The sequence below is a fragment of the Sinorhizobium prairiense genome (assembly GCF_029201645.2).
Lineage (GTDB): Bacteria > Pseudomonadota > Alphaproteobacteria > Rhizobiales > Rhizobiaceae > Sinorhizobium > Sinorhizobium meliloti_A.
This window is the reverse complement of record NZ_CP104130.1, coordinates 348,993-362,428: the sequence shown is the minus strand read 5'-3', so window position 1 is coordinate 362,428 and position 13,436 is coordinate 348,993. Positions and strand designations below refer to the sequence as shown.

The window sequence follows — 13,436 nt, the reverse complement described above, 5'->3', positions numbered from 1 at the left end:
TGGAGAAAGGCTGCCGCGTGGCCGTCCTGGAATATGGACGCCTTCTCTCATCATGCTCGGCGAGTCGGTCCGCGCATGAATGGCAAATGGCGATGTCTCCGTGGCGGCGAGAGCCCGTCGAAGGTTTGCCCTCAATGAAACCCTGGGCGCACTATCGAGAACGTTCGTTCAGCGGATAGATGCGCTCGATCCAAGGTCTCGCCTTCATTTACGACATCGGATCTGCCATGCGTCGGCGCTGCACGGGCACCGGATAGCTGGCGGACATCTCACTATGTATCCATCGCCTCGATGACTTCCATCCAAACAATCGATTGTGATTATGCTGCGGCGTGTTGCATGAAGATAGACGTGAACCGAAGGCGGAGCAGCATGCATGGGAGGAGCGGTCAACGGGGACTAGCATGCACTCTCTTGATTACGCTACCGAAGAGACGGCAACGGTGAATACAGGTCAGGCCCCGCTCGGCCGAAGGTAACATTTCGCATCGGTGGCTCGATGCCGCCTTGAACCCGCCGAGGCATTGGCCCGAGACACACCCGGTCAGGCTTCAATGGCACCACGCCTCCAACAACTCGTTGTCCAACCTGCCAGACGCTGCGGACGCTCAACGTCAGATACCACCGCCAGTCCGGACTGCCCAACGCCCGCTCTTCCGGGGAGGCCAGATACATCCGGCTGATCAGCCCGCCCGGAACCGTCGTGCAGCGCTTTGACGTGTTTGACCGGCAGCTCCTGAACACGGCGACATCGGTCATCGCCTGGAGGCCCTGCCGCCACGTGACGGCGATCGAGCGGAAGAACAAATCCATGGCGCTGAAGCGGATTTGGGAATGTGCTGATGCCATGACCTACGAGGATTTATAGTTGAGAAAGCCCTTTATCCCACTCGCCATCATCCTCGTTTCAACAGCACTGCTTCCCTTCGGGAGTTCCATGGCGGATCAGCCGGCAGCACCCGCCCTTACGGTCTCATTGGTCACGCCAACACGAAGGGACTGGCCGGAAACAGTTCCTGCTAGCGGGTGGCTCAAACCATGGCAGGAAGCTGTTATCGCCTCCGAAACGAGCGGCCTTCGCGTAACAGACGTTCTGGTCGATGTCGGATCGGTAGTGACAAAGGGGCAGACACTTGTCCGGCTTTCGCAGGAGAGCGTGTTGGCGGACCTTCGCAAGCAAGCCGCGGCCGTCGAGACTGCCAAGGCAAATTTAGCAAAGGCCAAGGCGAACGCGGATCGAGCCCGGCAGCTTCGCCCCTCGGGAGCAATTTCAGACGAGAAGATCGCCGAGCGTTTAACTGACGAGCAGATGGCAATAGCAAGTCTTGAATCCCAGAAGGCCGCACTCGACAGCCAGAAGATCAAGCTCGCTCAGACGACCGTCACCGCCGTTGACGACGGGCTGATATCGTCACGGACGGCAGATCTCGGTGCAGTCGTTTCGACTGGCACCGAGCTTTTCCGCCTGATCCGTCAGCAGCGCGTCGAATGGCAAGCTGAAGTTTCGGCGCGCTACCTTTCACGTATTTCCGAAGGACAGGGCGTCGAGGTCAACGGCCCGGATGAGCGCCCCATCCGCGGCAAGGTGAGGCTTGTCGGACCGTCTGTCAGCACCGAGACCGGCCGCGCCATGGTTTATGTCACCCTTCCCACCGACGTTCATCCGCGTGTCGGTCTTTATGTTACCGGCAGCATCGAGCTGAAGACGACTTCGGCCCTCACGGTTCCGGAGACGGCGATCGTGTTCAGCGACGGGATAAGCTACGTCTTTAGGGTCAGCGACGACCGACGGGTGCAACGTGTCCGGGCGGAGACAGGCCGGCGCAAGGATGGCGAAGTCGAGATCATCTCCGGCATAGATCAGTCCTCGAGGATCGTGGCATCGGGCGGAGCGTTCCTGTCGGACCATAACCTCGTGAATATCGCCGAGTAAGGTTGATGAATTTCTCCGCTTGGTCGATCCTCAATCCTATACCGGCGATACTGCTCTTCACAACGCTGACCATTGGTGGGCTGTTGGCCTTCGAGCGGTTGCCGGTCCAATACTTCCCCGATATGGACCTTCCGAGGATCAGCATTACCGCGACCCTAGAGGGCACGGCGCCGACGCAGCTCGAGACAGAGGTTGCCCGCGTTATCGAGGACCGGCTCGCTTCGCTGAGCCAAATCGACCACATCGCAACGACGATCGCCGACGGCACCGTATCGATCAACGTCACTTTCCAGCGGGAGAGAAACAGTGATGAGGTTTTCAACGAAGTCCGCAATGCGGTCGACAGTGTAAAGGCAGATCTGCCGGCGCAGATGCAGACGCCCAGCGTCACCAAAATCACTATGCAGAGCGCTGCGCTGGTCACCTACGCCGTCCGGTCCTCGACCCTTAACGAAACTGAACTTTCCTGGTTTGTCGACAACAATATGACAAAGGCACTTCTGTCGGTACCTGGAGTGGGGCAGGTGAGCCGGTTCGGCGGTATCGAGCGCGAAGTTCATGTCGACCTCGATCCAGCGACGATGGCCTCACTCGGGGTCACGGCAGCGGCTGTTTCAGAACAGTTGAAGTCGGTCCAGGCGGCTACGTCGGGTGGGCTTGGCGAAATCGGCGGCACACGCCAAACGTTGCGAACGGTCGGCGCCGTCGCGTCCGTCGAAGACCTCAAGGGATTGCAAATTCCGCTGGCGAACGGCCAGCAGGTCCGCCTCGACGATGTCGCATCCGTCACTGACAGCTTCGCGGACCGATTCTCGCTGGCCTATCTCGACGGACAGCCCGTGATCGCTGTGGCGATCAAGAGCTCAAAAGGATTCTCGGACACGGGCGTCGCCTCCGACGTCGACAGGGCGGTAGCACAGTTCGCCGCCGAAAATCCCGGCGTGCAGATCGATGAAGTCTACAGTAGAGACGGAGCAATCCTCGAGAACTATCAGGGTTCGATGCACATGTTGTTTGAGGGGGGATCCTCGCCGTCATGGTCGTCTGGTTCTTCCTCCGGGACTGGCGCGCGACGGCATTGTCGGCCGTCGCACTGCCATTGTCCGTTATACCAACCTTCCTCGCCATGTACCTCGCCGACTTCAGTCTCAATATCATTACTCTGCTTGCACTGTCGTTGGTGGCCGGCATTCTTGTCGACGATGCTATCGTGGAAATCGAGAATATCGCTCGCCACCTCCAGATGGGCAAACGGCCGATTGATGCCGCCCTCGAAGCGGCCAATGAGATCTGGTTAGCAGTTATTGCGACTACGCTCGCACTCGTCGCGGTCTTTCTGCCGACGGCATTCATGGGCGGCATACCAGGGCTGCTCTTCCGCCAGTTCGGCATCACCGCCGCAGTCGCCGTACTAGCCTCTCTGGTCGTTGCGCGCCTGCTAACCCCGATGATGGCTGCCTATTTCATGAAGCCGCATTCCACCGAGGTAAGGGACGGACGAATCATGGGCGCCTACATGGCGATTGTGAAGGCGTCCTTGTACCACAGGAACAAAACGCTCTTCGTGACGGCAATCTTTGTCGCGCTCTCGCTTTCTACCATCCCCTTCCTGAAATCGGGCTTCCTGCCGGCTGCCGACGATGCGCGAACCCAGGTGACGCTGGTCCAGCAGCCCGGCGCGACCATCGACCAAATGGACAGGACGACCAAGAAGGTGGCAGACATCGTGGGCAAGCTTCGCGATGTGACACATGTCTTCTCGTCCGTCGGTTCGGCATCGTCGGGTGATAGCCCCGGGCCCAGTATTGAAACGGCAACGCTTGACGTCATGCTGACGCCGCTGAACGAGCGTGATCGCAGGCAGTCGGAGATCGAAAACGATATCCGCTCGGCCCTCTCCGTGCTCCCGGAGTGCGGGTTGCGGTCGGTAGTGGCGGCAACGGTACGCAGCTCGTCTTCAGCCTTGCCAGCGATGACTCCCATGTCCTTGACAAAGCAAGCGAAGCGCTTGAGAAGCAACTCCGTACGCTGAACGGTATTGGAGCGGTGACTTCGACCGCCTCGAGGCAGGCGCCCGAGATTCAGATCACGCCGGACCTTTCACGCGCAGCCGCACTGGGGGTATGCGGTGCTTGTTCTGCTTTTTCGCGATTTCCTGCAACCGTTCACCATCCTCATGGCCCTCCCGCTCTCGCTCGGAGGCGCGTTGCTGCCGCTAGTGGTGACCGGGACCAGCTTCTCGACGCCAGTCGTCATCGGTCTGCTTATGCTGATGGGCGTCGTGGCGAAGAACTCGATCCTGCTCGTCGAACACGCGATCGTGTCGCGCCGCCAGGGAATGGAGCGGTTCGATGCTCTCGTGGATGCCTGCCACAAGCGGGGGCGTCCCATTGTCATGACGACCATTGCCATGGCGTCGGGCATGCTTCCGGTTGCTCTTAGCCTAACGGGAGGCGATTCAAGTTTCCGACAGCCCATGGCCATTGTGGTGATCGGCGGTGTGATAACGTCAACGCTGCTTAGCCTTATTGTTATCCCCATCATCTTCACGTACGTCGATGATTTGCTCGAGGCACTGAAACGGCTCGCACGAAAAAAGGCCCATGAGCAGGAAACGGATGCGTTCAGCAATTGCCAGCCGCTCGCCTTCAAACGTAGCTTTGTTAATCGGGGACATGCCCAGAGATGACCTGCTCGGGCATATCAGCCTGAGAGACCGACGAGCAGCGCACGTTTGCGCCACCCCACTTCGTCAACACCGGCCTTAAGCGAGCCAGCTAGAGTCTGTCAGGTTTATGTTGAAACATATCCTGCATGCCTGAGATAGGCGGCGCATTCGTGCGGGTTGAAGGCTTTGAGGACTTCGCCGAGGCGTCTCCATGTCGCGTCGACGCTGCGCTCGTCGGATTTGCGCAGCAGGGTCTTCAGTTTGGCGAACATCATCTCGATCGGATTGAGATCGGGGCTGTAAGGCGGCAGGAAGAACAGATGGGCGCCGGCATCGCGGATGGCGTTGCGCGCAGGCTTGCCCTTATGGCTGCCGAGATTGTCGAGGATGACGATATCACCGGGACTGAGGGTTGGTGCCAGGCATTGCTCGACCCAGGCGGTGAAGGCAATGCCGTTGATCGGGCCATCGAGCACGAAGGGCGCGACGATGCGGTCGTGGCGCAGCCCGGCGAGGAAGGTCAGCGTCTTCCAATGGCCATGCGGTATTCTGGCGAAAAGCGGCTGGCCGCGCTGACACCAGCCGCGGGTGCGCGTCATGTTGGTTTTGACCCAGGGGTGAGTAGGCCGGAGGGATTTCACCTGCCGGCCTCTCGTAGAACGGTGCGTGAACCTCTCGATTCACACCGCTCCCATCAGGCAAACAGGTTCGTTCCGAACGCCTGCCAGTGTACGAAGAGGCCCCGATTATCTCGAGCAAGTTGCCGCAAGAACTGCGAAGCCCGAGTTTTGTGGAACCGAAAGCGCTTGTACTTTCGCATAATCCAGGCCTTGAGCTTCCGATTGACGTAGTCAGCCAGAGAGAACAGAGCCGAACGACTGAACCGCCCATAATAGGCAATCCATCCCCGCAGGAGCGGATTGATCTGTTTGGCGATTTCAGCCAGCGTCCCCGGCGTTTGCCGCGGAATGTTCAAGCTCTTGATCGTGGCCCGCATCGACTTTAGCGCCGTCGGGCTGGCCGCCGGGGTGTAGCCGCAGAAGAACTCATCCTGCTGCGCCGTCGCCACCTGTCGCGGCCGGAATTGGTATCCAAGGAAGTCAAATTTGACGGTCGGATACCTTTTCCGACGCCGATTATCTTTGCAGTAGACGATCTGGGTCTTGATCGGATGCATCTGAAGTCCGCATTCTGCCAGCCGGGCTTGAAGCGCAGCCTTGAGGGCCTGTGCTTCTTGCTCGGTCCGGCAGTGCACAAGACCATCATCGGCATACCGACACCATGGAAGATCGGGGTGCGTCCGAGTCATCCAGACGTCGAACGCGTAATGCAGGAAGAGATTCGAGAGGATTGGGCTGACCACGCCCCCTTGCGGGGTACCACGTGTGCGCTCAATGACTGCTCCGTTCTTTTCCATGGGCGCGACCAGCCATCTTTCGATGTAGAGCAGAGCCCAGTTGCATTTGACGTGCTTTCTGACCGCCTTCAGCAAGAGATCATGCGGAAGATTGTCAAACAGCCCTTTGATGTCGAATTCCAGAACCCAATCGTACTTCCAGCACCGCTGACGCGTCACCCCAACGGCATCCAGCTCCGATTTTCCCGGCCTGTATCCGTAGGAGTCCGGAAGAAAGAGGGAATCCAAATCCGGCTCAATCATCTGCTTGACCACCATCTGTGCGATCCGATCGCTGACCGTGGGCACACCCAAAACCCTTTCGCCACCAGTCTTCTTCGGAATGGAGACGGCGCGCACCGGTGGCGGAAAGTAGGTCCCGGACGACATCCGATTCCAGATCTTGTAGAGATTTCTCGCAAGGTCTTTCTCGAACATCTCCAAGGTCTCACCGTCCACTCCGGCTGCGCCATGGTTGGCTTTGACCGCTTTGTAAGCTTCGTACACTTGCCGCTTCTCAATTCGAAACGGCTTGTCTGTCGTATCTATCGAAGTCATCCTGTTTCCAGTTGTTCCAAGCAATACGACCACCTGATCCGACCCCTTTGCTCCGACCCCATTACAGGGCCCTCAACGCTCATACGGATCGGTCCGCCCCAGTCTCCTGCATCGGTACTCTCGCCTTGCGGTTTGCTCCGCTTGGGCTTCTCCCTTGGCATCAGGAGCCTGGTTCCTGCAGTTCCGCGTGAAAGCCTGTGTCCGACTCACGCCCCCTCTACGCCGGTCGCCGCCCGCCCAGTCATCAGGCGCCTGGCGGGCTTATCCCAGGATGACGAAACGGTCCTGGTTTCGACGACGCTTGAATTTCTTAACGACGCGTCTTCGGAGGGTTCACTTTCGTTCGTCTTTCGGACACGCACCTGCTCGGATCTCGTCCGAACTTTTCATCCGACGCTCACCACCACGGCTCTTTACCGCAGCAGCTCGGACTGGTTTGAGACCCGCTCCTGAAAGCCGATCCCGGAGGGCCATCCTCCATCATTCACACAGCTTTACGACACAGCGTCAGTTCATACTGAACTCCTTCCGTGCCTCTGCAGCACACTTTCGTCGACGAACACCAGGCGGCGCGGATCAAGTCGATGTTGATGGGCCTTCCAGCGGCTTCGGAACCGCGCCACCTTCGGCCTGTCCTGTTCGCTGGCGATCAGCGTTTTTTTTAAATGTCTTGCCTTCGCGGCGCAGGAAACGCCAAACGGTGTCATGAGAGACATCGATCCCGGCCGCCTTCAGATCGGCGGCAAGCGCCCGCACCGTCCAATCGGGCTTGGCCGCCAGCCGACGGTGAACCTCATCGGCCGCCGCGCCCCGCAGCATCGGTTTGACATGGCCACCCATCTTGGCCGGCGCCAAACCGCGGCCGGACCGGTCGAGCTGGCCGATCCGCACCGCCGTCGCCGCTGATATTCCAAAGCGCAACGCTGCCGCCCGCACCGTCATGCCTCCTGCCAAGGCGTCGGCGACGCGCTGGCGTAAATCAAGAGAAAGAGGTCGCGCCATCATTGCTGGCCTCCTCACCAGCAATGATCTTGAATCACAATCGCAGCAAAAAGGGAATCCCGGTTCGATTCAGCTTAAGGCTGACCGACTCTAGTTACTCATGAGCGGGTGTTTGACCGCCTCATCGAACCGCCTCAACCGTGCCCTCTGGTCGAGAGCCGACGTGGCATACAGTATGGTAGTCAGCGAGATTCGCTTCCTTCGTCAGGTTCCAATAATCGATCAGGCGCCAGGGGCTGTTCGTTACAATTCTCCCTCTGTCGTTGCGGAAATAGGTGGACATACCGGGATGGCTCCAGATCATCCGCTGGTGCATTTCTTGGATTGTCTCGTTGTAGCGTTGATACACATCTTGCCGGCACTCGACCTCAACGAGCTTCTCCTCGCCCATCTGGCGCAGAACGCTCAGCACGTAATCGATCTGGCTCTCGATCGTGAACATGAAATTGCCGCGATGGCCGAGCGCAGTATTGGGGCCGTACAGCATGAAAAAGTTCGGAAAGCCCGCCACAACGGTGCCAAGATAAGCTTGGCAGTCGTCATCGTTCCAGACCTCACGCACTGTCACGCCGTTGCGTCCGATCACTTCAACCGGAAGTAAGAAGCGTGTGATGTCGTAGCCCGACGCGACGATGAGAACGTCTGCCTCATGCGTTTCACCATTGATCCCATGGATCGACTTGCCCGCTACGCGCTCGGCCGCGGCGTCTACGAGTGTCACATGCGGCTTGAGTAGGGTCTTGTACCAGCCGTTGTCCAGGAGCATCCGCTTGCCGAATGGCGGGTACGGCGGGATCACCTTGGCTAGAAGGTCAGGGCGCCCGGCCAGCTGTTCTTCGAGATATCGCGTATAAGTCTCGCGCTGGCGGTCATTTACCGCATTCACGGAACGCTCTGGATGCGGCCAGGCCGGGTCCTTCTGCAGGGCCTCATGCACTTGACTGTCGAAAACCCAACTCAACCGCAGTCTGTACAGCCATTCGTACTGTGGCACCTCGCGGAGCAAGAACTGCACCGGCTCCGGGACCGGCATTCGAAATTTCGCGAAGGGCGCCGCCCATTGGCGTGAACGCTGGAAGATTGCCAGCGCACCCACCCGGTCTGCAATGGCAGGTACAACCTGCATTGCGGAGGCCCCATTGCCAATCACTGCCACCCGTTTGCCGTCGAGCGCGACCTCAGGGTTCCAGTCGGAGGTGTGTACCACCGGGCCCTCGAAGTCACGGAGGCCCGAGATGTTCGGCCATTTCGGCGTGGTGAAGCCTCCCACGGCCGAAATGACCACATTGGTTACGAGGGTTTCTTCCGTACCGTCGGGCAGGCGTAGCCGGGAATGCCAGGTCCGGCTCTCTTCGTCATAGCGAGAGACAAGGCACTCGGTGCAGTAGCGGATAGAGCTCTCGATGCCGAATTCACCGGCAACCCGGTTGAAGTAGTCGTCGATTTCCTGCTGAAGCGGGAAGAACTTGCTCCAGTTGCCAGCGGCAAAAGTGTAGGCGTAGAGATGTCCGGGCGTGTCCACTCCGCAGCCGGGGTAGCGATGTGAGTGCCACACCCCCCGGTGTGATCTTGCTTTTCGATGTGGATGTAGGAAACGCCCAGTTGTCGCAGCCGAATTGCGGCTGCTAGACCAGACATGCCAGCCCCGATGATGAGCACGCGGAAACCTTCCGGCAAGCATACTGGATCGGGCACCGCGCCTGAGTACCTCCGCAGCTTGTGGATCATCATGTCAGCGTATTCCGGCGGAATAGGCTCCGCCTCTGAGATAGATAGCATGCGTATCAACTCATCTGCCGCCAGCTTCGGCTTGGCGATGTGTGCCCCCTGGCGCCAAGCCATGATGGCGGACAGTGCTGCATCGCGAACCTCCGTCTGCAACTCGACTGCCAAACCGCCGGAATCGTTTTCATCAAAGCGACTCTTCACGGGAATAAACGGCGGGCTCAGCCAACACTCTTGCCCTGTGAACTGGTACAGAAGGAGTAGCAGAGTTGGGATGTTGGCCGAAGGGAGTGCCTCGGCGATGCGTTGGCGGAACAGGTCAAGGTCCGTAGAGCCAGCCATGATTCAGGCTCCTACAGTCGCGAGAATCCGACTCAACTGGCGAACGATTGCTCTGCGCCCTCGTTCCGGCGGCGCGGGCAGATGCGGGACAAATGCGCCTGCGTGGGCTCGGCTCAAAGCCCTCGGCGCGTGCGGCCTCTTCCTTCTTCTGGATCGAGCATGTTCTGCTCTAGGATGATCGGACCTAGGTCCCGGCAGAAAGCATTGTGCTGGCATTTCGACATCTCCGTGCAAGCATCGTCGGTCCGTGACTTGTCTGCAAATGCCTGCGAGCAATATGCATGCCAAAGAAAAAAGTCCTTCGAATACAACGCGATCGACCGAACCGGCTATTCAAGATGTCCAAGATTGTCGCATATCGGACTACCGCATCTGCGGGCAAGCCCGCAGATGCCTGATTTCCGGCCCGGCCAGCATTCAGGTTCGCATTAATGACGATGTTCAGACAATTCGTGCCTGTTCGCTGACCGGAGCAGCCTATGTCCCAGGTCGCAAGAGCTACAGTATCGCTGGCCGGCATCAGAAGGGCGTTGCACCGGATGGCACGAACTTCGAAGGCCGGATGTCAGGCCATATACACCGTGAACTGAAAGTAGGCGACATAGTCGAGCTAAAGGCGCCTCGCGGGAACTTCGTTCTGCCGCGTAACTCGCCGCAACCTCTCATATTGCTCGCCGGTGGCATCGGCATCACGCCGTTCATCAGCCTTCTGGAATCGCTGCCGGATGGCGACCACACCGAAATCTGGCTCTTCTACGGCAATTTGAACAGCAGAACGCATGCCTTCCGGAACAGAATTGCCGAGCATCGCCAACGCCTGCCCGGCCTGCGGGTCAGGGATCACTATGACGCTCCGCTGCCCGATGATGAACAAGGCCGTGACTATTCCAGCAGCACCTGGGTCAGCGCGGAAGTCGTGCCGAACGACGTGATCCACCGCAAGCCTCGGGTCTACATGTGCGGGCCGCCCGGTATGATGAAGGTTTTTGCCGATGACCTTGTGGCGCGCGGCATACCGCGTTTCGACATCTTCAGCGAGGTCGTCCGTTCGCCAGCAGGCCCGATTGTTGATGATGGTCGCCAATATGCAGTGACATTTTCGCAGTCTCGCAAGGCCCCGGCTTCGTGGTCTGCGGCACAAGGGCCATTGCTTCAATTTGCCGAGAAGCTTGGCCTTTCACTGCCGAGCGGTTGCCGCGTGGGCCAATGCGAGAGCTGCCCCGTTCGCATCGTGTCCGGAACTGTCCGCCACCTCCATAGAACCGAACCGGATGATTCAGCCGTCTGCCTGACCTGCCAGGCCATCCCAACGAGCGACGTCGTGCTCGACGCGTGAGCGTCCGGGCCAGATTGTCGAGGCGGCCGAGGCCGCCGCAGCCGTCGGCGACGTTGAGTTCAGCAATTTCTCTTGGAATTGTTGTAGCAACGGCTCGCCGCAAGGGCACGGTCGCTATGCGTTCGGTGCCTGATACCACCGGCAGAGTCATGCTAAAGCCCTGCACGACGAATTCGATCCGTCTCTGCAGACCGTGCTCGAGCAAATACCATTCTTCGACGGAGGGCTTCCGGGCGTTGCCGAATTTGACCCCCATCGACATGTATTTCTCGAATTTAATGCCTGTGATAGCTGCGCGTTCGTGGCATGTCAAGCGACACGAGGAATTGACCCCTTTGCCGACATCAGGAATTGACCCCCTTTACTGGCTGGACGTTTCGTTGGGTTCAAGCGCCGCTCCGGTCTTCTGCAGAAGGCCGGAGCGGCGCTTTTCGCGAAGCCGGTAGCTGTCGCCCCGGATGGTGATGACCGCGGAATGATGAAGCAAGCGGTCCAGGATCGCCGTGGCGACGACGGGGTCCCCGAAGACACCTCCCCATTCGCCGACGGATCTGTTTGAGGTGATCAGGATCGAGCCCTTCTCATAGCGCCGGGACACCAACTGGAAGAACAGGTGGGCGGCATTGGCCTCGAAGGGCAGATAGCCCAATTCATCGATGATCAGCAGTTTCGGCCGCGACAGAAGCGTCAACTGCTTGTCGAGCAAGCCGTCGCTATGGGCCTTGGCCAACGTCGCCACCAACGTCGCCGCCGTGATGAACTGCACGTTGTAGTTCTGGCGGATCGCCTCGCGGCCGAGGCTGACGGCAAGATGCGTCTTACCCGTTCCGGGCGGGCCAAGGAGCAAGAGCGTGTCGCCATGCGCAATCCAGCGGCAGGTCGCAAGCTCCCGGATCTGCCCTTGATCCAGCGAAGGCTGGGCATCGAAGTCGAAGCCATCCAGCTCGCGTACGAAGGGGAACTGGGCGATCTTGCTCGACATGGAGATACGGCGCTCATCACGCCGGGCGATCTCCCGCGATACCAGGAAGCCCAGAGCCTCGCGCAGGTTCATCTTCGAGCGAGCCGCCTCGTCGAGCAGCGTGTCGAGCTGGTCGCGGATCGCCGTCAGCTTCAGCCGGTCGAGCGTTGCGATGAGCAGGTCATGGTCCACCTTCGTCATCACCAGCCTCCTCCGACAACGGCTTCATATTCCGCAAGCGGCCGCAGCAGCGCCGCGGGCGCGATCTCGATCGGCGCCAGGCGCACGGGTCCCTCGACACCGGCAATGCCGACAAAATGGGATCGGTCGACAATCCGTTGCCGTCGCCCTCGGTTCAGGGCATGGTCGGCCACAACCTGGCCCGCATGGCGAATGATCACGCGACCGGCCAGCACCACGACCTGGACACTCTCGCCGATCAGGCGCCAGGGCACCGAATAGCTGTTCGTGTCGAGATCGATGGCGCAGTCGGCCTGAACCTTGCGGACCAGATCCCGCAACTGCCCGAACGCAGCCCTGCCGGAAAGCGGACGTAGCGCCCCGGCCTCCGCAGCAAAGCGTTCCGCCGGCGCAACACCGGTGGTGCCGTGTTCCCGCTGGTCGGCAACCTCGCGCGTCCACCGATCCAAATGCGCCTCGAATGCCGCCCAGGTCTCGAAGCGGCGGCCGGCGATCGCGTTCTTCTTGACATAGCCGACTCCGCGCTCGTCCTTGCCCTTCGTGCGCGCCCGATACGGAGCGCAGGCGCGCGGCCTCAAGCCCCAGTAACGGGCAAAGGCGTGGAGCCGGGCATTGAACCTGACCTCGCGTGTCACCGCATCATGGTGCTCGACCAGCGCCTTCGCATTGTCGATCAGCACTTCCGCGGGAACGCCGCCAAAGCGCAGGAAAGCGCCCTCCATCCCCTCGAACCAGTCCGTCTGCCGCTGCCGCTGCGAAGCCCGGATATGCAGCCGGCGCGAATAGCCGAGCGTGGCGACAAACACATGAATCCGCACCCGCTCGCCGCCGATCCAGACCCGCGTGTCGCCGAAATCGATCTGCATCTGATGGCCAGGCGCCGTCTCATAGCGCACCGTCGCCCGCTTCTGCGCTTTCAGTTCACGCCGCCATTCCCGAACCCGGCGCTCCACCTGCCGTAGGCTGATGGCGATCCCGTGCTCGCTTTCCAGCTCCTGGCGAATGACGTCCGCGTTGCCTTCGTGGCGGAAGAAGCGCTCCCGCAACCACTCATCCAGACCATCCAGCGCCGACGCGCGCGGGCGTCCTTTGTAAGCAATAGTCCCGCCTTCCCGGAGATAACGGCGAACCGTATTGCGGGCGCACTTGAATTCCTTCGCTATCCGTTTGGCTCCCCAGCCACTCTTATGCAGACGCACCATCGACATCACTTCGTCAGGTTCAAGCATCGCATCTCCCCGCATCCCTCTCGGCAATGCAGGATTCATCGAATTCTCAATCGACATCTATTCCTCCTCTCTAACGAGAGGGGTC

General features: G+C 59.8%; 8 protein-coding genes and 4 pseudogenes. 4 read left to right on the top strand and 8 right to left on the bottom strand.

Going from position 1 to position 13,436, the window contains the following annotated elements:
• Positions 1 to 703 precede the first annotated feature (703 nt).
• The 3 genes and pseudogenes from N0Q91_RS01755 (at position 704) to N0Q91_RS01745 (ending at position 4,622) form a co-directional block, all read left to right on the top strand.
• A complete protein-coding gene (locus tag N0Q91_RS01755) occupies positions 704 to 868 on the top strand; it encodes a hypothetical protein (RefSeq protein ID WP_275596096.1) in 165 nt (54 codons plus the stop codon).
• Complete coding sequence (locus tag N0Q91_RS01750) at positions 869 to 1,933, top strand: efflux RND transporter periplasmic adaptor subunit (protein WP_275596095.1); 1,065 nt, start codon at positions 869 to 871, stop codon at positions 1,931 to 1,933.
• Positions 1,934 to 1,938: 5 nt separating this feature from the next.
• Positions 1,939 to 4,622, top strand: a pseudogene (locus N0Q91_RS01745) (efflux RND transporter permease subunit).
• A 104-nt stretch (positions 4,623 to 4,726) separates the two neighbouring features.
• On the opposite strand, the pseudogene N0Q91_RS01740 reads toward N0Q91_RS01745, so the two are convergent.
• The 5 genes and pseudogenes from N0Q91_RS01740 to N0Q91_RS01720 form a co-directional block, all read right to left on the bottom strand.
• Positions 4,727 to 5,215, bottom strand: a pseudogene (locus N0Q91_RS01740) (IS630 family transposase); the annotation flags it as partial.
• Between the two features lie 80 nt (positions 5,216 to 5,295).
• On the bottom strand, positions 5,296 to 6,555 hold the full coding sequence (gene ltrA / locus N0Q91_RS01735) for a group II intron reverse transcriptase/maturase (protein ID WP_275596094.1): 1,260 nt from the start codon (positions 6,553 to 6,555) through the stop codon (positions 5,296 to 5,298).
• A gap of 576 nt (positions 6,556 to 7,131) precedes the next feature.
• On the bottom strand, positions 7,132 to 7,557 hold the full coding sequence (locus N0Q91_RS01730; RefSeq protein WP_275596093.1) for a transposase: 426 nt from the start codon (positions 7,555 to 7,557) through the stop codon (positions 7,132 to 7,134).
• A gap of 121 nt (positions 7,558 to 7,678) precedes the next feature.
• Positions 7,679 to 9,079 carry a flavin-containing monooxygenase gene (locus tag N0Q91_RS01725; RefSeq protein ID WP_275596092.1) on the bottom strand — a complete coding sequence of 467 codons (1,401 nt, stop codon included), beginning with the start codon at positions 9,077 to 9,079 and terminating at the stop codon, positions 7,679 to 7,681.
• 68 nt (positions 9,080 to 9,147) lie between these two features.
• Positions 9,148 to 9,195, bottom strand: a pseudogene (locus N0Q91_RS01720) (hypothetical protein); the annotation flags it as partial.
• Between the two features lie 706 nt (positions 9,196 to 9,901).
• Here N0Q91_RS01720 and N0Q91_RS01715 point away from each other — a divergent pair.
• Positions 9,902 to 10,960 (top strand): flavin reductase family protein, encoded by a 1,059-nt coding sequence (locus N0Q91_RS01715; RefSeq protein WP_275596091.1) that lies wholly within the window; start codon positions 9,902 to 9,904, stop codon positions 10,958 to 10,960.
• A gap of 55 nt (positions 10,961 to 11,015) precedes the next feature.
• On the opposite strand, the pseudogene N0Q91_RS01710 reads toward N0Q91_RS01715, so the two are convergent.
• From N0Q91_RS01710 to istA, 3 genes and pseudogenes are all read right to left on the bottom strand, one after another.
• Positions 11,016 to 11,240 (bottom strand): annotated as a pseudogene (locus tag N0Q91_RS01710) (type 2 periplasmic-binding domain-containing protein); the annotation flags it as partial.
• 81 nt (positions 11,241 to 11,321) lie between these two features.
• On the bottom strand, positions 11,322 to 12,122 hold the full coding sequence (gene istB / locus N0Q91_RS01705) for an IS21-like element helper ATPase IstB (protein ID WP_275596090.1): 801 nt from the start codon (positions 12,120 to 12,122) through the stop codon (positions 11,322 to 11,324).
• Entirely contained in the window at positions 12,122 to 13,408 is a 1,287-nt protein-coding gene (gene istA, locus N0Q91_RS01700) for an IS21 family transposase (protein WP_275596089.1), read from the bottom strand. The genes istB and istA overlap by 1 nt, the downstream gene beginning before the upstream one ends.
• Between the last annotated feature and the right edge of the window lie 28 nt (positions 13,409 to 13,436).

Bases quoted from the DNA above. Each gene is read 5' to 3' on its own strand.
- N0Q91_RS01715 (WP_275596091.1), top strand. From the start codon at position 9,902: ATGCATGCCAAAGAAAAAAGTCCTTCGAATACAACGCGATCGACCGAA.
- istB (WP_275596090.1), bottom strand. From the start codon at position 12,122: ATGACGAAGGTGGACCATGACCTGCTCATCGCAACGCTCGACCGGCTG.
- istA (WP_275596089.1), bottom strand. From the start codon at position 13,408: ATGTCGATTGAGAATTCGATGAATCCTGCATTGCCGAGAGGGATGCGG.
- ltrA (WP_275596094.1), bottom strand. From the start codon at position 6,555: ATGACTTCGATAGATACGACAGACAAGCCGTTTCGAATTGAGAAGCGG.
- N0Q91_RS01730 (WP_275596093.1), bottom strand. From the start codon at position 7,557: ATGGCGCGACCTCTTTCTCTTGATTTACGCCAGCGCGTCGCCGACGCC.